Annotated in this window: 21 protein-coding genes and 1 CRISPR repeat array; of the genes, 17 read left to right on the forward strand and 4 right to left on the reverse strand. The window is 49.5% G+C overall.

Translation table 11 applies throughout. The features are described from left to right. Positions 1–120: 120 nt before the first annotated feature. The 6 genes from JK154_RS02070 to JK154_RS02095 all read left to right on the forward strand — a co-directional run bounded on the left by JK154_RS02070 (position 121) and on the right by JK154_RS02095 (position 7,181). Positions 121–600, forward strand: a complete 480-nt coding sequence (locus tag JK154_RS02070; RefSeq protein WP_211990810.1) for an RpiB/LacA/LacB family sugar-phosphate isomerase — start codon at positions 121–123, stop codon at positions 598–600. 13 nt (positions 601–613) lie between these two features. Continuing rightward, on the forward strand, positions 614–1,594 hold the full coding sequence (tal, locus tag JK154_RS02075; protein WP_211990811.1) for a transaldolase: 981 nt from the start codon (positions 614–616) through the stop codon (positions 1,592–1,594). Next, positions 1,581–3,575 (forward strand): transketolase, encoded by a 1,995-nt coding sequence (tkt, locus tag JK154_RS02080; RefSeq protein WP_211990812.1) that lies wholly within the window; start codon positions 1,581–1,583, stop codon positions 3,573–3,575. Before tal ends, tkt begins: the two co-directional genes overlap by 14 nt. A gap of 109 nt (positions 3,576–3,684) precedes the next feature. Further along, positions 3,685–4,530, forward strand: a complete 846-nt coding sequence (locus tag JK154_RS02085; RefSeq protein ID WP_211990813.1) for a sugar phosphate isomerase/epimerase family protein — start codon at positions 3,685–3,687, stop codon at positions 4,528–4,530. Between the two features lie 349 nt (positions 4,531–4,879). Continuing rightward, a complete protein-coding gene (locus JK154_RS02090; protein ID WP_211990814.1) occupies positions 4,880–6,202 on the forward strand; it encodes an MFS transporter in 1,323 nt (440 codons plus the stop codon). A gap of 49 nt (positions 6,203–6,251) precedes the next feature. Beyond that, positions 6,252–7,181 (forward strand): 2-hydroxyacid dehydrogenase, encoded by a 930-nt coding sequence (locus JK154_RS02095; protein WP_211990815.1) that lies wholly within the window; start codon positions 6,252–6,254, stop codon positions 7,179–7,181. A 194-nt stretch (positions 7,182–7,375) separates the two neighbouring features. On the opposite strand, the gene JK154_RS02100 is transcribed toward JK154_RS02095, so the two are convergent. After that, positions 7,376–7,621, reverse strand: coding sequence for a DUF2543 family protein (locus tag JK154_RS02100; RefSeq protein WP_211990816.1), 246 nt, complete (start codon positions 7,619–7,621; stop codon positions 7,376–7,378). 257 nt (positions 7,622–7,878) lie between these two features. Between JK154_RS02100 and JK154_RS02105 the strand changes: the two genes are divergently transcribed. Next, the gene (locus tag JK154_RS02105; protein ID WP_211990817.1) at positions 7,879–8,577 is read left to right on the forward strand and encodes an RluA family pseudouridine synthase; all 699 of its coding nucleotides are present in this window, start codon (positions 7,879–7,881) and stop codon (positions 8,575–8,577) included. Between the two features lie 98 nt (positions 8,578–8,675). Here the strand turns inward: JK154_RS02105 and JK154_RS02110 are convergent, their stop codons facing one another. Next, entirely contained in the window at positions 8,676–9,215 is a 540-nt protein-coding gene (locus tag JK154_RS02110; RefSeq protein WP_211990818.1) for a DUF2058 domain-containing protein, read from the reverse strand. Between the two features lie 378 nt (positions 9,216–9,593). Here JK154_RS02110 and JK154_RS02115 point away from each other — a divergent pair, with 378 nt between their 5' ends. From JK154_RS02115 to JK154_RS02130, 4 genes are all read left to right on the forward strand, one after another. Continuing rightward, the gene (locus JK154_RS02115) at positions 9,594–10,382 is read left to right on the forward strand and encodes an IclR family transcriptional regulator (RefSeq protein WP_211990819.1); all 789 of its coding nucleotides are present in this window, start codon (positions 9,594–9,596) and stop codon (positions 10,380–10,382) included. Between the two features lie 4 nt (positions 10,383–10,386). Further along, the gene (locus JK154_RS02120) at positions 10,387–11,292 is read left to right on the forward strand and encodes a dihydrodipicolinate synthase family protein (RefSeq protein ID WP_211990948.1); all 906 of its coding nucleotides are present in this window, start codon (positions 10,387–10,389) and stop codon (positions 11,290–11,292) included. Between the two features lie 10 nt (positions 11,293–11,302). Next, positions 11,303–13,270 carry a YjhG/YagF family D-xylonate dehydratase gene (locus JK154_RS02125; RefSeq protein ID WP_211990820.1) on the forward strand — a complete coding sequence of 656 codons (1,968 nt, stop codon included), beginning with the start codon at positions 11,303–11,305 and terminating at the stop codon, positions 13,268–13,270. Between the two features lie 106 nt (positions 13,271–13,376). Then, on the forward strand, positions 13,377–14,726 hold the full coding sequence (locus tag JK154_RS02130) for a GntP family permease (protein ID WP_211990821.1): 1,350 nt from the start codon (positions 13,377–13,379) through the stop codon (positions 14,724–14,726). Between the two features lie 120 nt (positions 14,727–14,846). Here JK154_RS02130 and JK154_RS02135 read toward each other — a convergent pair whose 3' ends face one another. After that, entirely contained in the window at positions 14,847–16,148 is a 1,302-nt protein-coding gene (locus JK154_RS02135; protein WP_211990822.1) for a dicarboxylate/amino acid:cation symporter, read from the reverse strand. A gap of 85 nt (positions 16,149–16,233) precedes the next feature. Next, on the reverse strand, positions 16,234–16,410 hold the full coding sequence (locus JK154_RS02140; RefSeq protein WP_211990823.1) for a hypothetical protein: 177 nt from the start codon (positions 16,408–16,410) through the stop codon (positions 16,234–16,236). Between the two features lie 440 nt (positions 16,411–16,850). Beyond that, a CRISPR array of direct repeats spans positions 16,851–18,321; the repeat unit is 28 nt; unit sequence TTTCTAAGCTGCCTGTACGGCAGTGAAC. Positions 18,322–18,616: 295 nt separating this feature from the next. On the opposite strand from JK154_RS02140, the gene cas1f reads away from it, so the two are divergent. The 6 genes from cas1f to cas6f all read left to right on the forward strand — a co-directional run bounded on the left by cas1f (position 18,617) and on the right by cas6f (position 26,835). Then, positions 18,617–19,597 (forward strand): type I-F CRISPR-associated endonuclease Cas1f, encoded by a 981-nt coding sequence (gene cas1f, locus JK154_RS02145; protein WP_211990824.1) that lies wholly within the window; start codon positions 18,617–18,619, stop codon positions 19,595–19,597. Beyond that, positions 19,594–22,884 carry a type I-F CRISPR-associated helicase Cas3f gene (gene cas3f, locus JK154_RS02150; protein ID WP_211990825.1) on the forward strand — a complete coding sequence of 1,097 codons (3,291 nt, stop codon included), beginning with the start codon at positions 19,594–19,596 and terminating at the stop codon, positions 22,882–22,884. The genes cas1f and cas3f overlap by 4 nt, the downstream gene beginning before the upstream one ends. 101 nt (positions 22,885–22,985) lie before the next feature. Then, positions 22,986–24,320, forward strand: coding sequence for a type I-F CRISPR-associated protein Csy1 (gene csy1, locus JK154_RS02155; protein ID WP_211990826.1), 1,335 nt, complete (start codon positions 22,986–22,988; stop codon positions 24,318–24,320). Further along, the gene (gene csy2 / locus JK154_RS02160; protein WP_211990827.1) at positions 24,317–25,246 is read left to right on the forward strand and encodes a type I-F CRISPR-associated protein Csy2; all 930 of its coding nucleotides are present in this window, start codon (positions 24,317–24,319) and stop codon (positions 25,244–25,246) included. The genes csy1 and csy2 overlap by 4 nt, the downstream gene beginning before the upstream one ends. A gap of 14 nt (positions 25,247–25,260) precedes the next feature. Further along, a complete protein-coding gene (gene csy3, locus JK154_RS02165; RefSeq protein ID WP_211990828.1) occupies positions 25,261–26,271 on the forward strand; it encodes a type I-F CRISPR-associated protein Csy3 in 1,011 nt (336 codons plus the stop codon). A gap of 9 nt (positions 26,272–26,280) precedes the next feature. Beyond that, positions 26,281–26,835, forward strand: a complete 555-nt coding sequence (cas6f, locus tag JK154_RS02170; RefSeq protein WP_211990829.1) for a type I-F CRISPR-associated endoribonuclease Cas6/Csy4 — start codon at positions 26,281–26,283, stop codon at positions 26,833–26,835. Positions 26,836–26,840 lie beyond the last annotated feature (5 nt).

Raw genomic sequence — 26,840 nt, forward strand, 5'->3', positions numbered from 1 at the left:
TAGAACAACCATTGAACTTTAGTTCAGTTAAGCAACCAGGATATCCAGCCTGAATCCATCACAAGATTGGCTTCTGAACATAAGTTTGAAATTGATGCTGTCATCCATGAGGTAAGAGAAATGTTGAAAATTGCAATCGGGGCTGATGATGCTGCGACCGGGCTCAAGAATCAGGTGAAAGAACATCTGCAGCAGCAGGGTATTGAGGTGGTCGATTTTAGCCACGACGTGGCTGGTAATGATCAGATCTATCCTGATATTGCTTTTAACCTGGCTTCGGCCATTCGCGAAGGCACTTTTGAACGTGGGCTGCTGTTTTGTGGCACGGGCATAGGGATGGCGATTGTTGCCAACAAAGTGCCTGGCGTCCGCGCGGCTCAGTGCCATGATGCGTACTCCGCCGAACGTGCGCGTAAAAGTAATAATGCCCAGATTATGACCCTTGGAGCACGAGTGGTCGGAAGTGAGCTGGCGCTCATGTTGGTGGATATTTGGCTGGCTTCTGAATTTGAAGCCGGGCGTTCAGGGCCTAAAGTGGCGCGTATTGATTACTATGACCAGTTAGCTCACTCCACTGCGACCCCCGATACTGAGGAATAGAGGAACTAGCACGATGAGCATTTTGGAACAACTCAAGAAAGTGACTACCGTAGTGGCGGACAGCGGCGATATTACGGCCATCCGTGAATACCACCCTGAAGATGCAACGACGAATCCTTCACTAATACTGAAAGCGACGGCTCAACCACTGTACCGTCCTCTTATTGAAGACGCCATCGCCTGGGCCCGCGAGCAGGGGGGAGCGGAACACACGGTACTGATGAATGCCAGCGACAAACTGGCCGTGAATATTGGGGTTGAGCTTCTTAAACAGGTTCCGGGTAAAGTGTCCACAGAAGTTGATGCCCGCCTTTCTTATGATCGCGGTCTGTGTGTGGCGAAAGCGCGAAAGCTGATCCGTCTTTACGAACAAGCAGGGATTGAACGCTCCAGAGTACTGATTAAGCTGGCATCCACCTGGCAGGGAATTAAAGCAGCGGAAGAGCTTGAGCGTGAAGGTATTCACTGTAATTTGACGCTACTTTTTTCATTTGCCCAGGCACGAGCCTGTGCCGAGGCTGGAGTATGGCTGATTTCGCCTTTCGTCGGGCGTATTTACGACTGGTATCGGGAGCATAATCAGCTGGCTGATGATACGCCCGAGAATGACCCCGGGGTTATTTCGGTGCGTAATATTTACGATTATTACAAGAAGCATCGCTACCCGACGGTGATTATGGGGGCCAGCTTCCGTAAAACGGCCCAGGTGATTGCCCTTGCGGGCTGCGATCGTCTGACGATAGCCCCGGGATTACTGGAAGAACTCAGCCAAATGAGCGGGGACCTTACCCGGGCATTAGTGCCTTCTCAGCATGCGGAGATAGCACCCACCCCATTAACCGAGTCCGAGTTTTACTGGCTGCACAATCAGGACCCGATGGCGGTAGATAAGCTGGCTGAAGGCATTCGTTTGTTTGCCCGGGACCAGCAAAAACTCGAACTGATGCTCAGTGAACGGTTGGCAACACAGGGGGTAAACCATGTTATCGCGTAAGATGCTGGCTAATGCGATTCGCGCCCTGAGTATGGATGCGGTTCAGAAAGCGAAATCAGGTCATCCTGGCGCCCCCATGGGAATGGCGGATATTGCCGAAGTCTTGTGGCGTGATTTCTTGAAACATAATCCTGCTAATCCCTCATGGGTCAACCGGGACCGCTTCATACTCTCTAATGGTCACGGTTCAATGCTGATTTACAGCCTGCTGCACCTCACAGGTTATGATTTGCCTGTTGAAGAGCTGAAAAACTTCCGTCAACTGCATTCAAAAACGCCGGGTCACCCGGAACTGGGTTACACCGCGGGTGTTGAAACCACCACGGGCCCGCTGGGGCAGGGGGTGGCCAATGCGGTGGGTATGGCGATAGCCGAAAAAACGCTGGCAGCCCAGTTTAACCGCCCGGGACACAATATTGTTGACCACTTCACCTACGTCTTTTTGGGTGATGGCTGCATGATGGAAGGCATTTCTCACGAAGTGTGCTCCCTGGCAGGAACCCTGAAACTGGGTAAACTGGTGGCCTTTTATGACGACAATGGGATCTCCATTGACGGCCAGGTTGAAGGCTGGTTCACTGACGACACAGCCAAACGGTTTGAAGCCTATAACTGGCATGTGGTGCGGGACATTGATGGCCATGATGCCGATGCCATTAAGCGTGCGGTAGAACAAGCCCGGCAAGTGACAGACAAGCCTTCTTTGCTGATGTGTAAAACCATTATTGGCTTTGGCTCGCCCAACAAACAGGGTACTCACGAGTCTCACGGAGCTCCCCTGGGTGATGCTGAAATTGTGTTAACCCGTGAGCGCCTGGACTGGCCTTATCCGGCGTTTGACATCCCCACTGAAATCTATGAAAAGTGGGATGCCAGGGCGGCCGGCGCGATCAGCGAATCCACCTGGGATGCGCAGTTTGCTGCCTATTCTCAGGCCTTTCCCCGGGAAGCTGCTGAGTTTGTTCGTCGCACCCACGGGGATATGCCGGCAGATTTTAGCGTAAAAATTGCGGCACTTATTAAGACGCTACAAGCCAATCCAGCGACAATTGCCAGTCGTAAGGCTTCTCAAAATACGATTGAAGCTTTTGGCCCGTTGTTACCTGAGTTTCTCGGGGGATCTGCTGACTTAGCCCCATCGAACCTCACTCTCTGGTCTGGTTCTAAACCGATTAATGATGATGCCGCAGGTAACTATATCCATTACGGCGTGCGTGAGTTCGGGATGACCGCGATTGCCAATGGCATCGCCTTGCATGGAGGATTCCTGCCTTATACCTCCACTTTCCTGATGTTTGTTGAATATGCCTGTAATGCGGTACGCATGGCGGCGCTAATGAAGCAACGTCAGGTGATGGTTTACACCCACGACTCCATTGGTTTAGGGGAAGATGGCCCGACACACCAGCCGGTTGAACAGTTAGCCTCACTGCGCCTGACGCCGAATGTCTCCACATGGCGTCCCTGTGACCAGGTGGAATCCGTGATAGCCTGGAAATCTGCTGTTGAACGGCAGGATGGCCCAACGGCACTGATCCTGTCTCGACAGAATCTGGCACAACAAGCACGTACCGAGGAACAGCTGGCCAATGTGGCCAGGGGGGGATATGTGCTGAAAGATTGTGACGGTCAGCCAGAGCTGATTTTTATTGCCACAGGTTCGGAAGTTGCGCTTGCGGTATCCGCCCGGGAACAATTATCCCGGGACGGGGTGAAAGTGCGTGTGGTTTCGATGCCTTCCACAGATGTCTATGACAAGCAAGATCCTGCTTATCGTGAATCCGTGCTACCAAAAGCGGTCTCTGCCCGTGTGGCCATCGAAGCCAGTATTGCAGATTATTGGTTTAAATATGTGGGCCTGAATGGGGCGATTGTTGGCATGACTCGCTTTGGTGAGTCGGCTCCCGCAGAGCAGCTATTCGAGATGTTTGGCTTCACGGTTGACAATATTGTCGCTAAAGCAAAAGCGCTACTGGAATAAAATCTGCTCTGAGCTCTCAGAAGTGGCTGATAAAACCTGGCGGGAATATATTCCCGCTGCTTGCCAGGACTCCTGTTGGTAACGCTGTTATAGAGGGGAAGGAATCAGTATGAATAGACTTGTGATTGGCGTAAATACCGCAATGTTCGACGGGCTTGATACGGATATTGCCTTTAGTACTATAAAAAAAGCCGGGTTTCATTACGTTGAGCTCGCTTACAACCAGGGCTATGTTGGGGATATGCCCCCAGAGCTCTTCGGCGCGGAAAATGCGCAGCATATTCGTGAACTGCTGGAAAAGTACCAACTGAGTACGCATTCCCTGGGTGCCACCATGAATATGGGCGCTGTGGACGCCGTTGAACAGTTCGGTAAGCGTATCGAGTTCGCCAGTATGATTGGCGCAAAATGGATTAACATCTGTGTCGGCAGGCATGCCGATCGGGCGCGTATTATCGAAAATCTCCGGGCTCTGGCCCCTGTTGCTGAAGAACATGGTTGTGTTATCTGTCTGGAAAACGGGGGGGACCCGAATTACGACGTGTTCCGTCTGGCTGATGATGGCTTTGGGTTACTGGAGGCTATCGACAGTCCTGCCGTGGCATTCAATGTTGATGCGGGGAATATTGTATCGCTCTGTCCGGATGTTAATCCGATAGAACAGGCGATCGCCATGTTACCAGGAGCACAGCACTGCCATCTGAAGGACCTGCAGGTTATTGATGGGGAAGTTCACTTCACTCCAATGGGCTACGGGCAGTTAAATTATGTTCCCATGCTTAACGCGCTGGAAACCCGTGCGATCCCCTGCAGCCTGGAAATTCCTTTACGCATGCATCGTCAGCGTGATAGCTACCCTGTGCGTGGGGCATCACCGATTGATCCAGCATATAGTCTTGATGTGTTAATTCAGTCCAGATTAATGCTGGAAAAATGGCTGGGTTATGCCTTGTAAAATGAATAAATAAAATTGTCTCGCGGCTGGGCTTACTTCTGAATATATTAGTCGCGAGTGCAATTTATTTTTAAAATAACAATTCATTTTTATATATAAAAATGAATAAATCCTCATGAAAATTATCTTCTGAGAAATGTGAAAATAATTATAAGCATATTTCCAGGTTCTGTGATTAAGCTCGCATACGATTTTTAGTGTATATGATTTCATAAATATAACATAAGTTCACAAGTATTTCTTTTGTTCATTTTAATTAAAAATAGTAACTAATGTTCACTGGGTACTCCATGTTCATAGATTAATTTCGTTTTATTTCTTTAACGACTTTTAAAATCGAAGGTTAATTATGTCTGACTCTACGCTCACACCATTACCCAATACCAAGAAATCCACCAACTTCCGTTGGGTTATCTTTGCCACCATGTTCTTCTTATTAGCCGTTAACTTAATGGACCGTATTACCCTGTCCATTGGAATGCCGTATATCAAAGAAGAATTTGATCTTTCACCGACCACTCAAGGCTTAATTCTGAGCAGTTTCTTCTGGTCCTACGCACTGTTACAGGTACCTGGAGGCTGGCTGCTTGACCGTTATGGCCCGCGTAAAGTGATAACCGGGGCGCTGTTTGGCTGGGGGTTCTTCCAGGCTATCATCGGCCTGGCGACCGGCGGGATTAGTCTGATCCTTTATCGCATTGGTCTGGGGGCGGCAGAGGCGCCAGTTTCCCCCAGTGGGGCAAAGCTGAGTTCAACGTGGCTGACTAAGTCAGAAAGGGGACGTGGCGCCGTTATCATGGATTCCGGTAGCCCGCTGGGTGTGGCTATTGGCGGTATCATTGTTGCCCACCTAATCGTGTTGCTGGATTCATGGCGCATCACCTTCGTGCTGGTAGGGATCTTCACCATGTTGCTTGGATTTGTGGCGTGGCGCATCCTGCGTGACCATCCAAATCAACACCCTAAAGTGAGCGAGCAGGAGGTGGCGTATATTAATGCTGGTAACATTAATACTGCTTCCGGTGTGGACAACAGTGTGCCGACCAAAGGTCTGGGGATAAGCTGGTTTACCATGATAGCCATTATGGTTGGCCGGGCCTCCTGGGGTATGGTTTACTGGGGACTACTGACATGGGGGCCGAGCTACCTGGCCCAGGCTCAGGGTCTGCAGCTGGCAGCCATCGGCAACTCAACGTTTATCATCTTCATTATGGGCACCCTGGGTTGCCTGTTCAGTGGTTTCTTTGTGGACTTCCTGGTGAAAAGAGGCGTCAGCTACAATATTGCCCTGAAGAGCATGCTTTCTGTCTCGGGCATTGTTGGTTTGAGCATACTGTATGCCCTGGCCACGGTGACTGACCCGGACTTGGCAGTAGGCCTGCTTTCTGTTGCGGCATTCTTCATGATGTTTGGCAGCCTTTACTGGAGTTTCCCGGCAATCCTTGCACCAAGAGATCGTGTTGGTTTAGTTGGCGGGCTGATGAACATGGCTAACAGTTGCGCCGGGATTCTGGTTCCTATTCTGGTGGGGATCATTCTACAAGCCACGGGGAGCTTTGAAAGCGTCATTGTCTATTTTGCTATCTGTGCAGGCTTCTATACTGTTGGAACGCTGTGCATTAACTTCAATAAATTACCTCAAGGTAATAAACAGTACGCTTCACAGAAATAATACGCCAGGCAAAATTGGTGGATGTTCATGAATAATACAGGATACTGAAATGTCTGTTATATTAAGAGTTGATAAAGTACCTCAAGTATTAGCTGACGCATTAGCGCAGACTCATACCTTATATGAATACAGTCAATTATCTGCGGAGCAATTACAGGCTATTATCGAAGACGTTCAGGTGATATTAGCCAGTGGAGAGTCAAAAGTTGAAGCCGCGCTAATTAACCAACTACCAGAATTAAAATTGATCGCAGTATTTGGTGTCGGGTATGACGGTGTGGATATTCGCGCCGCCAAGGCAAGAGGCGTCGAGGTGACCAACACGCCGGATATTTTAACCGATGACGTTGCCGACCTTGGAATTGCGCTGATGCTGAATGTCTCAAGACGTATTAATGGTGCACAAAAGTTTATTGAACGTGGTGACTGGCTTTCCGGTGTTTATCCCCAGTCAACCAAGGTCAGTGGCGGGCGTCTGGGCATTGTTGGATTCGGGCGCATTGGGCGGGCTGTCGCGAAAAGAGCACAGGGTTTCTCAATGAAAATTTCCTGTTTTGACCGCAACCCGGTCGAAAATAGTGAAATAACATACTATCCCAGCCTCCAGGAACTGGCTAAAAACAGTGATATTTTGATGGTGTGTGCCAGTGCGGGGGCTGAAACCTTAAAACTGATCAACCGGGATGTCCTCACCGCGCTGGGGCCGGAGGGCATTTTGATTAATATTGCCAGGGGCAGCGTGGTTGATGAAGAGGCGCTCGTGGAGGCAATCAGTCAGGGAACACTTGGTGGCGCGGGGCTGGATGTTTTTGCCAACGAACCTCATGTTCCGGCGGCATTGCTGAACCGCGATAATGTGGTGGTGACACCACATATCGGCAGCGCTACCCGGGCGACACGCGCGGCCATGGCGAAACTGGTTATGGATAATATCGCCGCCTTCTATGCTGGCGAGGCACTACTGACACCAGTAAGATAAACGGCAGGTATTAAAAACGCATCAGTGAACGGGGGCAGGGGAAGATGAATGTTTTCCCCTGCTTCATGTTGCCCGGAACCACACCGGCTCAACAGGCTCCGGGATCAGCACATCATGACCCAAGGGCCAGGCCATCTTCCCGATGGGGCCTCAGTTATCCCGCGGCCCGTCAGAACAGGGTAGCTGGGGGATGATTACTCATTGCCCCATTGATTCAAAAATTCTGCTACGGCATCAATATGCCGCGTGTCGATCCCTGCCTCATTGGCCATCTGTTGCTGGGCTTCCTCACTGATTTCTTCATTATTCATCAAGCGTGTGACCAGCAGCTGGAAATAATGAGCCAGGGCATCCTGCTCTGAATCTTCAACCGGCTTGGGGGATTCCGCTGAATACTCTTCGACGATATCATAGTACTTAAGCGGGATTTCATTACGCATATATTACCCTCCGGGATTGGCGTTGATTATTTACTGTCGGGATTACTGTCCCATAAGCACACGGCATGGCGTGTCTTAAACAGAAACCGTGAATAAACGATTTTATCGCCCTGAAGGCGGCTTCCGGGGGAGTGTACTGTAAAATGGGCGTGAGTTTGATCCCTTTTTATCTTCAGCCCGTCACGAGAGATGGCCAGATTCGCCAGGTAACAGGAAATTCGTTATCATCCGCTGTCATTCTTTAGCCAGGTTATTTCATGTCCACGATTATCGACACGTTTATTGCCACCCAGTGTCATGCACAAATCACCGTGCTCTATCAGGATGATGACCTTATCGTCATCAATAAGCCGTCGGGGCTACTCAGCCTGTCGGGGAAAAATCCGCAAAATCTTGACTCTGTTCATCACCGGCTAGTACAACGCTTTCCCGGCTGTACATTAGTGCATCGCCTCGATTTTGGTACTTCCGGACTTATGGTGGTGGCGCGTAATAAAGGGATCAATGCCGCACTTTGCCACCAGTTCAGCCAGCGTTCGGTGACAAAAGTCTATACCGCACTGTTGTGCGGCGACCTGGACAAGAATGAAGGCATCATCGATGCCCCGATAGCTAAAGACCCGGCGTTGTTTCCGTTAATGTCCATTTGTGCGTTAACAGGCAAGGTGGCACGCTCCCATTATCAGGTAATTGAGCGTTTGAGTTATACGTCTGACAGCGGAATGGCAGTGCCAGTAACACGAGTAAAACTCACCCCTGAAACTGGGCGAACCCATCAACTGCGTATCCACTGCCAGTGGCTAGGCCATCCCATTCTGGGGTGTGATCTGTACGGTGGGTGCCTGTTGCCAGGCACACAAGGAACTCCCCGGCTTATGCTGCATGCCAGCGAGCTGCATTTTATGCATCCAATAAAACAAGAAAAGATGTCCTGGGTACAGGAAAGCCCATTTTAATCCTGTGGTGCGTGGCACTCTGATGCCACAGAGCGATACGTCGTGCTTTAATCATCGCAGCGGGGCGTGAATACCGGTATTCCATACCCGCATGGGTGCTACCACATCAAATCATCCGGTACCTTAAAGTCAGCATAAGGATCATCCTCATCCTGTGCGTCCTGGCTCAAGGTGCTGTTTAATACAATACTACTGGCGTCGCGTTGTGCAATTTTATCCGCGACACTCGCCGGAATAATGGCGTATTGGCTGTCAACACTCCCTTCCACGCTCAGGCGAGCAATGGCAAGACGGCCGCTAATTAACTGGGACTGGGTGAGCTTATCAACCGCGACTTTTTTGATCAGATTATGGTCGGTAAAGTTAAAATCAATATTACCTTTAGCAACAATAATTTTATTCATTTCAATAAGCTGCTTAACCTGGGCTTTGTACTCTTTCGCTAAAACTTCTTGCTTTTGCTGCTCACTGAGCTGCTTGTCCCGTTCCATCTGGGCTTTTTTATTCTCTTCCACGGCTTCCCTGGCTTCGCGTGCCTGAACGCGTGATTTTTTGGCTGTTCTCTGAACCTTGGCCACTTTCTTACTGGTTACTAATCCCGCTTTGAGCATCTGCTCCTGCAACGTGAGCTTTGTCATCTCGACTTCCAAACATATTGAACAATGGGGGGATTATACCCGTAAATTTTACCACTGTGCCAGATTCAGACACCGGGTTCCGGTACAAATGCCCTGGCAGGATAACGGTTATTCAACCGTTTTGAAGGTATCGACTCGTTAACGATGGCGGTGACTTCTGAACCTGATCCGGTGTTGTCTGTTATTTATTAGTCAGGCCATGTCATCGATTATCAATATATTTATCCAGGCCCGGTTAGAAATAATAAGAGCATCTTAATTAAAATTGTGTGCCGGGTCACATTTAATAGTTGAATTGCGGTTCAGCATGTTGAACAAAGTATATTTCCCACGGTGTAATGCCGATATTCTATTTTTCGTTAACACAAGGTGGCTATTATGGTTCGCAAAGGTTGTAATTCATTAATTCGTGCTGAAAAAATATTAACCCATATAGCGTGGGTGGGAGTGGCGAGTTATATGGAATTACTGAAGGAGTTTGAATATCCTAAAAGTAGCCTGCTTAATTTATTGAATGTCATGGTGGAGTGCGGTTTTTTAATTAAAAACAAAAATGGCCACTATCTACTGGGAATAAAAAATTATGAGCTGGGTTGCCAGGCGTTACACCGCCAGAACATATTTGAGATGACTAAACGACCGATGCAGGAACTGTCACTGAAAAGTGGCCTGGTTTGCCACCTGGGCGCGATGGAAAGCCACTCAGCCATCTACCTTGATAAAATAGAGAGCCCCAGTTCAGTACCGACAAATAAAAGCTGGATCGGCAAAAAACTCGAATTGCATATTACTGCATTAGGTAAAGCATTATTGGCATGGAAAAGCCGGGAAGAGCTGGACTATTTTCTGGACGTGCTTACGCTGACGTCGCATACCACAAATACATTTACCGATAAAAAATTATTTCTGGACGAATTACAAAAAACACGGCTAAGGGGATGGGCCATCGACAACGAAGAATCAACCTATGGCGCTGTTTGTTTAAGCATGCCGATTTTTAATATGTACAACCGGGTTAACTATGCCATTTCCCTGTCGGGTGATCCTATTGTTTACTCCGCCAATAAGATTGATGGCTATTTAGAATTACTCAAGAAATGTGCGTGGCAAATATCCAGTGGGTTGGGATACAGAAACGAAAATGAATACTTACGAAAAGGAAACTGAAACAGTGAAAAAATTTAGTGGCATTATTCCACCGGTATCCAGCACGTTTCATCGTGATGGAACCCTTGATAAAAAAGCAATGCGTGCAGTGGCCGATTTCCTGATCAATAAAGGTGTCGATGGGCTATTTTACCTGGGCACAGGGGGGGAGTTTAGCCAAATGAGCACGGCCAGGCGAATGGAATTTGCCGAAGAGGCGGTTGCTGCGGCTGATGGACGGGTGCCAGTATTAATCGGTGTGGGTTCCCCCTCGACTGATGAGGCAGTCAAACTCACCAAACATGCGGAAAGCTGTGGTGCTGATGGAGTGGTGGCAATCAATCCTTACTACTGGAAAGTCGCATCTCGCAATCTTGACGACTATTACCAGCAAATCGCACGCAGTACCTCACTGCCCGTGATCCTGTATAACTTCCCGGACCTGACAGGGCAGGATTTATCCCCGGAAACAGTAAAACGCCTTGTCCTGCAAAATGAAAATATTGTGGGTATTAAAGACACTATCGACAGCGTCAGCCACCTGCGCACCATGATCAATACCCTGAAGTCAGTACGCCCGTCATTTTCAGTCTTCTGTGGTTATGATGACCATTTACTGAATAATTTACTACTCGGGGGGGATGGTGCCATATCCGCCAGCGCGAATTTTGCGCCAGAACTCTCCGTTGGTATCTATCAGGCCTGGAAAAAAGGAGATCTTGCCACGGCTGCCACTCTGAATAAAAAACTGTTACAACTGCCGTCAATTTATGCCCTGGAAACACCTTTTGTGTCGCTGATTAAGTACGGCATGCAATGTGTGGGCCTGCCTGTAGAGACGTATTGCTTACCGCCGATTCTGGATATTTCAGAAGAAGCGAAAGAGAAAGTTCATGCACTACTAAACGCACAGGGCATTTTACCCGTCTGAGGAGGCACTCATGTCAGTTCGCACTATTTTTGCTGATGAAAATCAGGACATCTACACGGTGAGAACCCACGCGAACGGGCCGGATGGCGAACTGCCATTAACCCCAGAGATGCTGATCAACCGCCCCAGCGGAGATCTGTTTGGGATGACCATGAATGCGGGAATGGGCTGGTCACCGGACGAGCTGGATCGGGACGCGATTTTACTGCTGAGTACCCTGGGCGGCTTACGTGGTGCTGATGGCAAGCCTGTGGCTCTGGCCTTGCATCAGGGGCACTATGAGCTCGATATTCAAATGAAAGCGGCGGCGGAGGTTATCAAAGAGGGGCAGGCATTACCTTATGCGGTATATGTCTCTGACCCTTGCGACGGGCGTACTCAAGGCACAACCGGCATGTTTGACTCACTGCCTTACCGCAATGATGCCTCAATGGTCATGCGCCGCCTTATCCGTTCACTGCCTGACGCTAAAGCGGTTATTGGTGTGGCGAGCTGTGATAAAGGGCTGCCGGCCACAATGATGGCGCTCGCCTCACAGCATAACAAAGCCACGGTGCTGGTGCCTGGTGGTGCCACACTCCCTGCCAGGGACGGGGAAGATAACGGCAAGGTACAAACCATTGGTGCACGTTTTGCTAACGGGGAATTATCCCTCAAAGACGCGCGTCGTGCAGGATGTAAGGCTTGTGCCTCTTCGGGTGGAGGGTGCCAATTCCTCGGTACGGCCGGGACATCACAGGTTGTCGCTGAAGGCTTGGGACTGGCGCTGCCACACTCAGCCCTGGCCCCCTCGGGGGAACCCGTATGGCAGGAAATTGCCAGGGCCTCTGCCCGGGCAGCACTGAACCTGTGTAAGCAGGGCATCACCACCCGGGAAATACTTACCGATAAAGCTATTGAGAATGCGATGACCGTGCATGCGGCGTTTGGTGGGTCGACAAACCTGTTGCTGCATATACCCGCGATTGCCCATCAGGCCGGGTGTCATATCCCGACAGTGGATGACTGGATCCGGATTAACAAACGTGTCCCCCGGCTAGTGAGTGTGTTGCCTAATGGGCCCGTTCCTTACCCGACAGTGAATGCTTTTATGGCCGGGGGCGTGCCGGAAGTGATGTTGCATCTGCGCAGCCTTGGACTGCTCCATGAAGACGTGATGACCGTAACAGGCAGCACATTAAAAGAGAACCTTGACTGGTGGGAACACTCCGAACGTCGCCAGCGCTTCAAACAATTACTGTGGGATCAGGAACAAATCGATGCCCGGGACGTGATCATGTCGCCACAACAAGCACAGGAACGTGGCCTGACCTCCACCATCACCTTCCCGAAAGGTAACATTGCGCCTGAAGGCTCGGTGATTAAGTCGACAGCCATCGATGCCTCGGTGATCAATGATCAGGGTATTTATTATCATAAAGGTATCGCAAAAGTTTACCTGTCTGAGAAGAGTGCCATTTACGATATTAAGCATGACAAGATTAAAGCAGGGGATATCCTGGTCATCATCGGTGTTGGCCCCTCCGGGACCGGGATGGAGGAAACCTATCAGGTGACCAGTGCCCTGAAACATCTGTCCTACGGTAAGCATGTTTCCTTGATTACCGACGCGCGTTTTTCCGGTGTATCAACCGGGGCATGTATTGGCCATGTCGGGCCAGAAGCTTTGGCGGGCGGGCCAATTGGGAAATTGCGTACCGGGGATATCATTGAAATTAAAATTGACTGCCGTGAACTCCAGGGTGAAATCAATTTCCTGGGTACTCGTAGTCAGGAAATATTACCATCGCGGGAACAAGCGACGGAAATATTAAACGCCAGACCCAGCCATCAGGATTTATTACCCGACCCGGAACTACCCGATGATACCCGACTCTGGGCGATGCTTCAGGCGGTGAGCGGCGGAACCTGGCGAGGATGTATTTATGATGTGAATAAAATTGGTATTGCCTTACACGATTATATTAATAAGAACTGAAGTAAATAATAAAAACATCCTGGTACCTTAATAATCTGACTACATATTATTAATTATTCTCGTAGTCAGATTATGAGGTGCGGTTACCCTACAATAAGAGGTTGTTATGCCACTAATTATCGTTGTGGCAGGGATTGCTTTACTCCTGCTTTTAACCATAAAAGTTAAACTCAATACCTTTGTTTCTTTAATTATTGTCTCGATTGCTGTCGCCATTGCCAGCGGTATGCCATTAAATAAAGTCGTCGGATCGGTAGAGTCTGGTCTTGGGGGCACTCTTGGTCATATTGGTCTGATATTTGGCTTTGGTGTGATGCTCGGTCGTTTATTGTCTGATGCCGGTGGGGCACAACGAATAGCCCTGACAATGCTGAATTACTTTGGCGCTAAAAAACTTGACTGGGCTGTTGTCTGTTCCGCCTTCATTGTGGGTATTGCTCTTTTTTTCGAGGTAGGTTTAATTCTGCTGGTCCCGATTTTATTCGCTATTGCCCGTGAAGCTAAAATATCACCGATGTATATGTGCGTCCCTATGCTTTCAGGTTTGCTTGTTGCACACGGTTTTTTACCTCCGCACCCAGGCCCCACCGTGATTGCTCGCGAATATGGTGCTGATGTGGGGCTGGTATTGATCTACGGTATTATTGTGGGTATTCCTACTTTTATTCTTTGCGGCCCCGTACTGAATAAATTCTGCCAGCGTATTATTCCAGAGGCTTTTAAAAAAGAGGGTAATATCGCGTCGCTCGGGGCAACCCGACATTTCAGTGAAAGTGAAATGCCTTGTTTTGGTATCAGCTTTCTCACGGCGATGTTGCCCGTGATCCTGATGGCACTCGTGACGATTATTCAGATGACGCAGGTAAAAAACGCCGCAGATACTGGCATGTTTTATCATGTGATACTGTTCCTGGGTAATTCGACCATTGCGATGCTGATCTCACTGTTATTCGCGATTTACACCATGGGACTGGGGCGTGGAAAAACGATCCCTGATTTGATGGACTCCTGCGGGAAAGGTATCGCGGGTATTGCCGGGTTGCTGCTGATTATAGGCGGTGGTGGTGCCTTCAAGCAGGTGCTTATTGACTCTGGCATTGGGCAGTATATCTCCACACTGGTCTCTGGTATGGACATCAATCCGCTGCTCATGGCCTGGGGGGTTGCTGCTTTCCTGCGGATTTGCCTGGGGTCAGCCACTGTGGCGGCGATTTCCACCGCGGGGCTGGTTATCCCTATGCTGGCGGTGCATCCCAGCACGAATCTGGCGCTGATCACACTGGCAACAGGGGCCGGGTCTTGTATCTGTTCCCACGTTAATGATGCCAGTTTCTGGATGATTAAAGACTTCTTCGGGCTGACTATTAAAGAAACACTGCTGTCCTGGACATTAATGTCAACGCTGCTTTCCATCTGTGGGTTGATATTTATTCTGATGGTTAATACTGTACTGTAATCTCGCTTTTACTGGTGAACCCTGTGCGGGTTCACCAGTCTTGCAATATTGTTGTCTGTGATATCCCAGGGGCCGGGGGTGTCGTGGAACAAATGCACCGTTTCAACCCCTTTATTTGCATCAGGTATTATTAGCTTCGCTTTCAAGCCTGACATTACCACCCAGAACCTCATTCATTCTTTCTTTATCCAGGGCGCCTTCCCAGCGTGCGACAACAATGCTGGCACAAGCATTACCTACCAGGTTTGTTAAGGCACGGCATTCTGACATAAAGCGATCAATACCCAGGATCAGTGCCATGCCTGCCACGGGAATACTTGGCACAACAGAGAGTGTTGCTGCGAGGGTAATAAAACCAGCCCCTGTCACACCTGCCGCACCTTTTGAGCTGACCATGGCAACAACGAGCAATGTCACTTGCTGTGTCAGTGTCAGCTCAATGTTTGTGGCTTGCGCAATAAACAACGCCGCCATCGTCATATAGATATTGGTGCCATCCAGATTGAATGAATACCCGGTAGGAATAACCAGCCCGACGACGGATTTTTTACAACCCACATTTTCCATTTTATTCATCAGGCTGGGGAGTGCGGCTTCAGATGAAGAGGTACCCAGCACTAACCACAGCTCTTCTTTGATGTATTTGATAAGGGCGATAATAGAGAAGCCGTTATACCGGGCAACCAGCCCCAGTACCACCAGAATAAATAACAAGGAGGTAATATAGAATGTCATGATCAGCAAGAGTAAATTGCTGATGGATGACACACCATATTTTCCAATAGTGAACGCCATAGCCCCGAACGCACCTATGGGTGCTAATTTCATCAGCATGGTGACCATTTTAAAGACAGGGGTGGAGAGATTCTGGAAAAAAGTTAATACCGGCTCGCCGTGTTTACCCGATGCAGACAGTGCAAGCCCGAAGATAACGGAGACAAAGAGCACTTGCAGAATATTCCCGTTTGTCAGCGGGCTCACTACCGTTTCAGGAATGATATTCATCAGGAAGCCGACAATTGAAGCATCATGTGCTTGTTGTACGTAACCCTGAACTTTACTGAAATCAAGTGAGTCTGGCGATATATTAAGCCCATCCCCCGGCCTGATTATATTCGCGACTATCAGCCCAATAATCAGTGCCAGTGTCGAGAAGAATATAAAATAGCACATTGACTTACCCGCGACAGTGCCGACGGATGCCATGTCTTTCATTCCCGCAATACCGGTAACCACAGTCAGAAAAATAACTGGCGCAATGATCATTTTGACGATTTTGATAAAGGCATCACCCAGTGGTTTAAAAGACTCCCCCACATCAGGATAAAAATGCCCGAGGAGGATACCGAGAAGGATGGCGACAATAACTTGAACGTACAGTATTTTATAAAGAGGTTGTTTTGTTGCGGTTTTTTTCGACATTAAATATACCTATAAGAGGGATCGACTACAAAATATTATTTACTCTTACCATCACATCTTCTCGGTCACGGCTTCTCAGACACCGCTATGTTGATAGCATCGACCGCAACGCATGAGGATTGCGGCTATCATATTTTTTGCTCAGGATAATGCCCCCGCCAACCCATTGACTGACATCATTAAGGGTAATGAAATCTATAAAATATCCATTACTCTCATGTGCCTGCATCTTGTTTAAACAGGTTGCTGAATCCAGCATCATATGTTTATCCATAGTAATAACATTGTTAATATCCATATTTCTGCAACATATTTAACAGAGTTCTCCACAGGAGGACATACCATATTTTCATTAATGTTAAGACGATCAAACTATTCGATGATTGCCAATAGAATGTTTCTTGTGACCGTTGTCACATCATTACAGGACTTTCGTCTTTAATTTTTATGCATAATAAAACCCGGTATCCCGATATTTTTAGACAATAATATGGGGTCGTATCATTTACCGGGAAAAATAATTGGCAGCATCAAATTCTGTTTTATTAATCCTTTGATGCGGGGCCGTTAACCGGACGGGCGGTGGCGGGGAGTATCCAGCATTCTGCTGCAAAAAGTTAACGGCCAATGAGTTAATTTGATAATAAGGCGAGGGTGATCTCAGCGCCCCCCTGAACCAGTATGCCGGCAGCGTTGTTAAGTTTTCCAATCTGCACATGCGGCAGTGAACGCGAATCTCAATACCGGTGTTCTCTCTGTTGTTTTCTAAGCTGCCTGTGCGGCAGTGAACATACATGGACAAGCGCCGCGAGATGATGCAGTTTTCTAAGCTGCCTGTACGGCAGTGAACGTGGGACAACGGATCATACGAACAATGGGTTGATTTCTAAGCTGCCTGTACGGCAGTGAACTCGGCCCGATATTAATGAAGATAGTTTTGAATTTTCTAAGCTGCCTGTACGGCAGTGAACTAGGCCGTCAACACTCAGACCGTCACTGAGCATTTCTAAGCTGCCTGTACGGCAGTGAACTCATATGAACATGGTTGCCGGGGATGGGAAATTTTCTAAGCTGCCTGTACGGCAGTGAACATCGAATCAGGAGAAAGCATTCCCGCCCCGGTTTTCTAAGCTGCCTGTACGGCAGTGAACACCAACTTGTTGCTTTTGTTAGAACTCAGAATTTTCTAAGCTGCCTGTACGGCAGTGAACAAACTTCCTTCATCAGCTCCTGAGCATGTAATTTTCTAAGCTGCCTGTACGGCAGTGAACTAATCTGCACAGATAGTCCAATCCGACTCATATTTCTAAGCTGCCTGTACGGCAGTGAACTTACAATTCCGCCGACGTGGTAATATTGAACTTTTCTAAGCTGCCTGTACGGCAGTGAACGCTGCGAGCGGATGCAAAAATCGACATCAATGTTTCTAAGCTGCCTGTACGGCAGTGAACGCTTTGCTGATGGTTTCTACCCATTCAATCAATTTCTAAGCTGCCTGTACGGCAGTGAACTTGCTCCTGCTGGCAGTGCGATTGATGCTAACTTTCTAAGCTGCCTGTACGGCAGTGAACTTCTTGGATAGAATGCGCCCAGCCCATTTTTCTTTTCTAAGCTGCCTGTACGGCAGTGAACTGTATTCACCATGCGGTAAGGATTACCCAAGATTTCTAAGCTGCCTGTACGGCAGTGAACCTGTGGTTAACGTTCCAGCAGTCGGAGTAGATTTTCTAAGCTGCCTGTACGGCAGTGAACTAGCTATTGATGATATTGCAAGCCGCGACAATTTTCTAAGCTGCCTGTACGGCAGTGAACAAAAAAACCAACGTCAGAAAATGACACCGAAGTTTCTAAGCTGCCTGTACGGCAGTGAACATCAATTGATAGTTCTACTACACCTGGAGTCATTTTCTAAGCTGCCTGTACGGCAGTGAACCAATCGTGTTTTTACGACTGTCTTTGCTGTACTTTCTAAGCTGCCTGTACGGCAGTGAACGTTATTGACTCCAGCAAACATTGTTCCATCAGTTTCTAAGCTGCCTGTACGGCAGTGAACTTGCGTGGGACGCACTTTCTGCTGATAAGAAATTTCTAAGCTGCCTGTACGGCAGTGAACTGCATTCTACCCGAGAACAGTAGAGACTAACGTTTCTAAGCTGCCTGTACGGCAGTGAACTGTAGCCTTTTCACTCTAACGATTTGTTTTATTAGTCGCAATTGCTGTTTTCACCGACAAGACCCTTTTTCAATGCATCGATGTAACCCATTGATTATTAAAGCCGTTAAAGATGGCTGAAAAAAAGGGTCTCCTGCCGGGGAGTATTTTTTGCAACCTGTTTTGTAAGAGATTATTTGTGTTAATCTTATACCTGTACCCGTTCTGAAGACATTAGTATTTTCTGATCAAAGAGTTAGCCAGGGATTTTATCTTCGGTCTGACAACGATGACTTATGGTGGCAGAAAATAAATTATGAATAAGCCTGTTAGCCCTTCGGATTTAAAAACAATATTGCATTCCAAACGAGCGAACATTTATTACCTCCAGTATTGTCGTATTCTGGTGAATGGCGGTCGGGTGGAATATGTCACTGAGGAGGGGAATCAGTCCCTCTACTGGAATATTCCCATCGCTAACACCAGTGTTGTGATGCTGGGAACCGGGACATCGGTGACACAAGCGGCGATGCGGGAGTTTGCCAGGGCAGGGGTGATGGTTGGTTTTTGTGGCGGTGGCGGTACACCGCTATTTGCAGCCAATGAGGCGGAAGTGGCGGTTTCCTGGCTATCACCACAAAGCGAATATCGCCCCACGGAGTACCTGCAAAACTGGGTGAGTTTTTGGTTTGATGATACAAAAAGGTTGTCGGCGGCCATCGCCTTTCAGCAGATTCGGATAGCTCAAATTCGTCAGCACTGGTCAGGTTCCCGGCTGTCTCGCGAACCCCGGTTTGCTTTTAAGCAAGAACACCTGCAGGCGCTACTTGAGCGTTATGAAAAAGGGTTAGCAGGCTGCAGAACCAGTAATGATGTGCTGGTGCAGGAAGCGATGATGACCAAGGCACTCTACCGACTGGCCGCCAATGCCGTGAGTTATGGTGACTTTACGCGAGCCAAACGTGGTGGTGGGACTGACCTGGCAAATCGCTTTCTGGATCACGGTAACTACCTGGCTTATGGCCTGGCTGCTGTGTCTGCCTGGGTCCTCGGTCTGCCTCATGGGTTAGCGGTGTTACATGGTAAGACTCGTCGTGGTGGGCTGGTCTTTGATATCGCTGATTTAATTAAAGATGCGTTAGTCCTGCCTCTGGCATTTATTGCGGCGATGGAAGGGGAAGATGAACAAGCGTTTCGCCAGCGTTGCCTGACCCTATTCCAGCAATGTGAAGCCTTAGATGTCATGATAGGCAGCCTGCAGGATGTCTCCACTAAACTGAGTCAGGTGGGACAATGAATATTCTGCTGATCTCTGAATGCAGTAAACGTGCATTGGGTGAAACACGTCGCATACTGGATCAGTTCGCTGAACGTAAAGGGGATCGCTGTTGGCAAACGGCTATCACCCAGGATGGATTAAACACGTTGCGCAAGTTACTGCGAAAGACGGCGCGAAGAAATACTGCCGTTTCATGCCATTGGGTCCGTAGTGCCAATCATACGGAATTGCTTTGGATAGTCGGCAACCTGCGTCGCTTCAATGCCCAGGGGACAGTACCGACCAACACCACAGGGCGGGATATTCTGCGTGGAAAAGATGAAAACCCCTGGCACAGTGCCGAAGTTTTTAGCTTACTGGCAGCGATTGCCGGGCTCTTTCATGATATTGGCAAAGCCAATGCCCTTTTTCAGAGAGGGCTCAGTGGAGCAGGGCCCTACAGCCAGCCTTATCGCCATGAGTGGGTATCGCTCCGGCTATTTCAGGCTTTTGTGGGGGATCGGGACGATACCGGCTGGTTAACGGCTCTGAATACGCTGGCCCCGGATGCTGAAAAAACGGTGCTGGCCGGGCTGCAGTGCGACACGTTGACCTTCAGCCCCAGCCCATTTCGCTCTTTGCCTCCGATAGCGCAGACTGTTGCCTGGCTTATTATTTCTCACCATCGTTTGCCGGTATTTACTCCCACTACGGATACCCAGACCCCGGGTATCACGCCAGAGTTAAGCTTTGCCGACAAATGGCTCACTGATCGCTTTTCACCACAATGGAATTCACTGAACCATTGCCAGGGCAAGCATACCGCTGCGGACTTAGCACTGAACTGGCAGTTTCCCTATGGAACGCCGTTGCAAAGTCATACCTGGCGCGAAAAGGCGCAAAAATTTACCAGCCGGATACTAAAACTACCTGGGTTGACGCATTTTGGCCGTTTGGATCAACGGCTCACTGTCCACTTAGCGCGCCTCGCCCTGATGCTGGCTGATCATCACTATTCATCTGGCGACGCGACACTGGGCTGGCAGGATAATACTTATTCTGCCTGGGCGAATACTGACCGCAAAACCGGGAAATATAAGCAGCGCCTGGATGAACATTGCATTGGCGTTGGTCAAAATGCTCTGCTACTGGGGCGGAGCCTGCCTTCTCTGCGCGAGACATTACCAGCTATCACGCGTCATAAAGGGTTTCGTCTGCGTGCCACAGATCCGCGTTTTCGCTGGCAGGATAAGGCGTTCGATCTGGCGTGTTCTATTCGCGAGCGCAGCCAGCAACAGGGCTTCTTTGGGGTCAATATGGCATCGACCGGGCGGGGTAAAACCTTTGCTAATGCCCGAATTATGTATGGTCTGTCGAACGAGTCAGTGGGATGCCGTTTTTCAGTCGCGCTGGGATTACGCACCCTGACGCTGCAAACCGGGGATGCGCTTCGTCAGCGGCTGAAACTGGAAGAGGATGATCTCGCGGTACTGATTGGTTCCCAGGCAGTACAGGATCTCTATGTCATGGGCCAACAAAACCGGCAGCCGCTGATACCACAAACGGGGAGTGAGTCTGCCGGGGCACTGTTTTCTGAGCATCAGTATGTGCGTTATGACGGCTCCCTGGATGATGGTCGACTCAAAAAATGGCTGGAACGCGACCCAACCCTGCATCGGTTATTAAGTGCCCCGGTACTGGTCAGTACCATTGACCATTTAATGCCGGTGACAGAAGGGTTGCGCGGTGGTCATCAAATTGCGCCGATGCTGCGGCTATTAACCTCTGATCTGGTGCTCGATGAGCCGGATGACTTTGGGCAGGAGGATCTCCCGGCACTGTGTCGGCTGGTTAACTGGGCTGGCATGCTGGGCTCACGGGTATTGTTATCATCAGCCACACTTCCCCCGGTATTTATCCGTGCCTTATTTGACGCTTATCTTGATGGCCGTGGTGCCTGGCAACAGGCTTACGGGCCTCCCGGCAGGCCATTAACCGTCTGTTGTGGCTGGTTTGACGAGTTTGACTGTCAGCATGAGGAATACGGTGATGTGAGTCATTTCACCACGCGGCATGAAGCCTTCGTCCATAAACGCATCGAAAATCTGAGTAATAATGAGCTCCCGCTCCGTTTCGCTTCTATCGTTCCGGTGAATAGCCCGACGGAAGACGAGGATCAGGTACATCTGTCTGTCGCGCAGGTTATGCATCCCCTGATACTGGATTCCCATGCCCGGCACCAGCAAAGAGATGAACAGGGCCGAACGGTTTCGTTGGGGTTGATCAGGATGGCAAATATTGATCCGCTGGTTGCTGTGGCCCGGCATCTGCTCACGACACCTTCCCCGCCAGATACCTGTATTCATTACTGTATTTACCATAGTCAGCACCCGTTAGCGATGCGATCACATATTGAGCAGCGGCTGGACACTGCGCTGATGCGTAGTGATATTAACGCGCTGTGGCAGGTCGACGAAATTCGACACGCGCTGGAAAACACCTCACAGCAGCATCATATTTTTGTGGTCTTAGCCACCTCGGTGGCCGAGGTAGGGCGGGATCATGACTACGACTGGGCAATTGTCGAGCCCAGCTCTGTGCGTTCATTTATCCAGTTAGCGGGAAGGGTATTACGCCATCGCCAGCTGAAGGAATTCATTCCTGAATCACCCAATATTCATCTGCTGAGTCACAATATCCGCGCGCTAAAAGGGCAGATCCCCGCCTTCTGCAAGCCTGGCTATGAGTCAAAGGAGATAAGCCTGGAGAGCCATGATCTCCATCAGCTATTACAGGAAAAAGAGTACCGGCATCTCAGTGCTGTGCCGCGTATTGTGTCCCCCCCATCATTAAAAAGGCCGCTGTCACTGGTCACGTTGGAACATATTGCTTTGGGTAAGGTGTTGTTTGGTTTAAAAAATCAAAATATCGATGACCTGAAACATCCCCCTGCTGCATTCTGGTGGCGGGAGCACCCGCACTGGAATGGTGAAATGCAACGACGCACACCATTTCGCCAGTCAGAAAAGAAGGATGCCTGTTACTTCTGGATAGCGGATGAGGATGAGGAGCCGGTATTTATGGTCGTGGATGAAAGTGGCAGTGGCTGGAAACAGAACAATATTGCCCGTTCCATTAGTCTGACAATGGCTGAGGGTGTTAACGCCTGGATAACACCGGATTACCTCAGATTATATCAACAGGTGGCAGACGAAAAACAGTGGGAATTGAGCTGGGTTAGCGCCCGGTTTGGAGAGATTCGCCTGCGAGACAGTGATAACTGGTGCTGGCACCCATTATTAGGGATGTTTGGCGCACTGGGTTAAAGCTATTAATTCCTGGTAAAAGTAGTACCCGGTAATGCTTCTTTTGGTCATTAAATCTAAATCAGCAGGATTTTATATAATGCTATAAAAAAGGATTAACTATGAGTGGTGAGAAATTGAAGGTGTTCATACTCTCCTACATCAATACCCGAAAGCAGGCCAAACTGGATACTTTCGATAAAGAAGCGGAGAAGAAACGTTCAGGGCTCAGTGGTGACGCCCTAAGTCTTGTAACATTGGAACTGGCGCAGGCGCGCCGGGATATTGAACTCAGGCATGAAGCACGACACTGGCTAACGGATGCCGCCAGCCGCGCGGGGCAAATTAGCCTGGTGACACACGCGCTAAAATATACCCACAGTGATGCAAAAGGCTCCAGTGTTTTTAGCACCATGACGGCGGATGACTCTCAAACGCTGACCACCTCGACCCTGTTACAGCCCGCCATTGATGCGGTTGGCAACGCGGCCGCTCTGGATGTCGCAAAACTACTGCAAACCGAACACGAAGGGGACTCTCTGGTAGCGGCGTTACAACGCGGGGATAATCAGGCCCTGGAGGCACTGGCAGAAAGCCCCGCGCAGCTCCAGCAATGGCTGGAGGGTTTCAGGCAAGTTTTTAGCGACAAACAGCTCAGTTCCCATAAACTGGCAAAGCAGGTCTATTTCCCGGTGGGGCAGGGTCAATATCATCTGTTAAGCCCGCTTTACTCCACCTCTCTGGCTCAGGCACTCTACCAGCGGATTAATGCGACACGTTTTGGTGAACAAGCCAAAATTATTCGCCAGGCAAGAAAAAACCAGCAGTGGCATGAGCAGGCGGATATCAGCTACCCCGATCTGGCGGTGCAGTACATGGGTGGGACTAAACCGCAAAATATTTCCTCGCTCAATAGCGTGCGTGGCGGCCGTTCCTATTTACTTAGCTGTGCGCCGCCCGAGTGGAACACTGTTGACCATCCGCCCTTGCATCATGGTTCCATTTTTCGGGAACGCGGAGAAGCGGACTACCACACTAGCACCACATTAAACCAGATGCGGCGTTTTTTACTGCGGGTGAAAGATATCCAGAATAACCGCGATATCCGGCAGCAGCGCTTAACGTATCTCGACCAACTGATTGACCAGCTGTTCTTCTATGTCGCCACTATTCAAAATCTTGCTCCTGGCTGGAGTGCACAGTCAAAACTTAAACCCGCCCAGCAGCTGTGGCTCGATCCCTGGCGAGCAAAAACCGATCCCGCTTTTCGGCTGGAACTGGAAGCGGGCGACTGGCAGCAGTCCGTGGTGGAGGAATTTAGCCATTGGCTGAACCGGCGCCTGAAGCATGAGGCATTGATTTTCGGCGATGCTGAACGCAAGGAGTGGGCCAGTGCGGTACTGTTCAAACGGCGGATGCGCGAAATGGAAGATGCACTGAAAGGGGAACTGGCATGAGTACACTAATTATTCTGCGTCGCATTAAGGTTGAAAACGCCAATGCCATTGCCGGGCTGACTTATGGTTTTCCTGCGATCACCCACTTTCTTGGTTTTACGCATGCCTTATCACGTAAATTGCAACAAAGTCACGGCCTGACCCTGGAAGGCTGCGCGGTTATCAGCCATCAACAGCAGCTCCATGCCTACGGTACCCGTTGGGAAAAAAGCTTTGCTCTGACGCGTAATCCCCTGACCAGGGAAGCGAAAACCGCTGCGTTCAATGAAGAGGGGCGTATGCACATGACGGTCTCCCTGCTGATTGATTGCCAGGGGCAGCTTCCGGCGGATATCGCCGTCCTGCGGGATGCAATAACACAGCAGGCGCAGTGCCAGAGGCTGGCAGGGGGCACCATTATTGATATTGAGCAGGTTGCTATCCAGTCATTTCCACAGGATGAGGCACAGACCCGGCAGGTGATGCGCCGTTTGATCCCGGGGTTTATTTTAAGAGATCGGACTTCACTATTGCACCAACACTTTCAGGCGCTACGTCAGGTGAATCCGCACGCTGAACTGCTCGATGCCTGGCTGGATTTTGCTGCATTAAAGATGCAGGCAGAACCAGCACCGCCTGATTATCCCGTAAGCTGGCACTCTCTCCCTAAACCTGGTGGCGGTTTTCTTACGCCATTGATGGTGGGATACCGGGCCATTTCCCCCCTCTATTCGGAAGGTGAGGTTGAAAAAGTACGTTGTCAACAGACGCCATTCTGTTTTGCAGAAGCCGCTTATGGTATCGGAGAATGGCAAGGAGCTCACCGCATTAATGACATCCGCCAGGCGTTCTGGCAATACCAGTATCAGGATGGTGACTATTACTGTCGTCAGTCATCAGATACCGATTTAGCAGTAGATAACGCTTCTTATGATTTCGATTACTAAAAAGGATAACTCTCATGGCTAAAGCACCAGCAACGATTAAAACCGCATCTGTACTGGCTTTTGAACGTAAATTGGCAAACTCGGACGCAGTGATGTATGCCGGTAACTGGGCGTCGAAAGACAACTGGGTGCCGATTGTTATTCAGGAAAAATCTGTACGTGGCACCATATCCAACCGCCTGAAAAATACCCTGGCCAGCGATCCGGCCAAACTGGATGCTGAAATTCAGAAAGCCAACCTGCAAAAGGTTGATGTTGCCTCACTCCCTTTTCATGCTGATACGCTGAGGGTGGTGTTTACCTTGCGTGTGCTGGGTAATCTGGCGCAGCCTTCAGTCTGTAACGATCAGGCCTATCAAACGGCCCTTAGCGATATTATTACCGGTTACGCCCGGCAGCAGGGTTTTAGCATTTTAGCGGCCCGTTATGCGGAAAATATCGCGAATGGTCGCTTCTTGTGGCGTAACCGTGTCGGGGCAGAGGCAATCAGCATTGTGGTGACAACGGGTTCACAACGCTGGGAATTTAACGGGGAGGACTATTCCTTGCGCCAGTTCAGCAAGCCTGCGGGAAATCTGGCAGAGCTGACTAAGACCATTGAGCAAGGGCTGGCTGGAGACTCGTCAGTGTTATTGACCATAGAAGCTTGTGTACAGCTTGGTAACGGCCAGGAGGTTTTCCCCTCCCAGGAGCTGGTGCTTGATGAAAAATCACGAAATGGAAAAAGCAAAATCCTTTATCAAGTCAATGAAGTGGCTGCGATTCACTCACAAAAAATTGGTAACGCACTACGCACAATCGATGACTGGTATCCGGCAGCACATGAAGCTGGCCCGATCGCTGTCGAACCCTACGGTTCTGTTACCAGCAGGGGGAAAGCCTATCGCCAGCCTAAGGAAAAAATGGATTTTTATACCCTGCTGGATAACTGGGTAGTGAAAGGTGATATTCCAGTACCAGAACAGCAGCATTACGTGATAGCGACCCTTATTCGGGGTGGTGTATTTGGTGAAAAAGGCGAATAGGGTGGTGTGATGGAAAACTACATCGATATTCACGTCCAGCCTGATCCTGAGTTTACCGCCTCCCAGCTGATGAATGCCCTGTTTGCCAAACTGCATCGGGCGCTCGGGCAACTGGCAGATGGCAAAATAGGGATCAGCTTTCCCGAAGTGGACAAAACCTTAGGGGAATGTTTACGGCTGCACGGTAGTGCTGAGGCACTGGCCGCGCTGGAACAAACCTGTTGGTTAAAAGGGCTACGGGATTACACCCTCATTTCCCCCTGTCAAAAAATTCCGCTCAAGGTGCAGTACCGCACAGTACGCCGTGTTCAGTACAAGAGTAGCGCTGAACGATTACGTCGCCGTTCCGTCGCGAAAGGCTGGCTGACTACTGAAGAGGCTGTAACCCGGATCCCAGACACCAGTGAGAAACGCAGCAAACTGCCATTTCTGCAAATTAAAAGCCTGTCGAATGGGCAGATGTTTTTTGTGTTTGTGGAACATGGCCCACTCCGTGATAGCGCTGTTGCGGGTCGCTTTTCTTCATATGGTCTGAGTTCTGAAGCCACGATCCCATGGTTCTAACCCTT

Origin of the sequence: Citrobacter sp. JGM124 (assembly GCF_018257795.1) — a bacterium.
GTDB lineage: Bacteria > Pseudomonadota > Gammaproteobacteria > Enterobacterales > Enterobacteriaceae > JGM124.

Bases quoted from the DNA above. Each gene is read 5' to 3' on its own strand.
- JK154_RS02125 (WP_211990820.1), top strand. From the start codon at position 11,303: ATGTCAGTTCGCACTATTTTTGCTGATGAAAATCAGGACATCTACACG.
- JK154_RS02085 (WP_211990813.1), top strand. From the start codon at position 3,685: ATGAATAGACTTGTGATTGGCGTAAATACCGCAATGTTCGACGGGCTT.
- cas1f (WP_211990824.1), top strand. From the start codon at position 18,617: ATGAATAAGCCTGTTAGCCCTTCGGATTTAAAAACAATATTGCATTCC.
- csy1 (WP_211990826.1), top strand. From the start codon at position 22,986: ATGAGTGGTGAGAAATTGAAGGTGTTCATACTCTCCTACATCAATACC.
- JK154_RS02070 (WP_211990810.1), top strand. From the start codon at position 121: ATGTTGAAAATTGCAATCGGGGCTGATGATGCTGCGACCGGGCTCAAG.
- JK154_RS02130 (WP_211990821.1), top strand. From the start codon at position 13,377: ATGCCACTAATTATCGTTGTGGCAGGGATTGCTTTACTCCTGCTTTTA.
- JK154_RS02140 (WP_211990823.1), bottom strand. From the start codon at position 16,410: ATGATGCTGGATTCAGCAACCTGTTTAAACAAGATGCAGGCACATGAG.
- JK154_RS02100 (WP_211990816.1), bottom strand. From the start codon at position 7,621: ATGCGTAATGAAATCCCGCTTAAGTACTATGATATCGTCGAAGAGTAT.
- JK154_RS02105 (WP_211990817.1), top strand. From the start codon at position 7,879: ATGTCCACGATTATCGACACGTTTATTGCCACCCAGTGTCATGCACAA.
- csy3 (WP_211990828.1), top strand. From the start codon at position 25,261: ATGGCTAAAGCACCAGCAACGATTAAAACCGCATCTGTACTGGCTTTT.
- JK154_RS02090 (WP_211990814.1), top strand. From the start codon at position 4,880: ATGTCTGACTCTACGCTCACACCATTACCCAATACCAAGAAATCCACC.
- tkt (WP_211990812.1), top strand. From the start codon at position 1,581: ATGTTATCGCGTAAGATGCTGGCTAATGCGATTCGCGCCCTGAGTATG.
- cas3f (WP_211990825.1), top strand. From the start codon at position 19,594: ATGAATATTCTGCTGATCTCTGAATGCAGTAAACGTGCATTGGGTGAA.
- JK154_RS02110 (WP_211990818.1), bottom strand. From the start codon at position 9,215: ATGACAAAGCTCACGTTGCAGGAGCAGATGCTCAAAGCGGGATTAGTA.
- JK154_RS02135 (WP_211990822.1), bottom strand. From the start codon at position 16,148: ATGTCGAAAAAAACCGCAACAAAACAACCTCTTTATAAAATACTGTAC.
- cas6f (WP_211990829.1), top strand. From the start codon at position 26,281: ATGGAAAACTACATCGATATTCACGTCCAGCCTGATCCTGAGTTTACC.
- JK154_RS02095 (WP_211990815.1), top strand. From the start codon at position 6,252: ATGTCTGTTATATTAAGAGTTGATAAAGTACCTCAAGTATTAGCTGAC.
- tal (WP_211990811.1), top strand. From the start codon at position 614: ATGAGCATTTTGGAACAACTCAAGAAAGTGACTACCGTAGTGGCGGAC.
- csy2 (WP_211990827.1), top strand. From the start codon at position 24,317: ATGAGTACACTAATTATTCTGCGTCGCATTAAGGTTGAAAACGCCAAT.
- JK154_RS02115 (WP_211990819.1), top strand. From the start codon at position 9,594: ATGGTTCGCAAAGGTTGTAATTCATTAATTCGTGCTGAAAAAATATTA.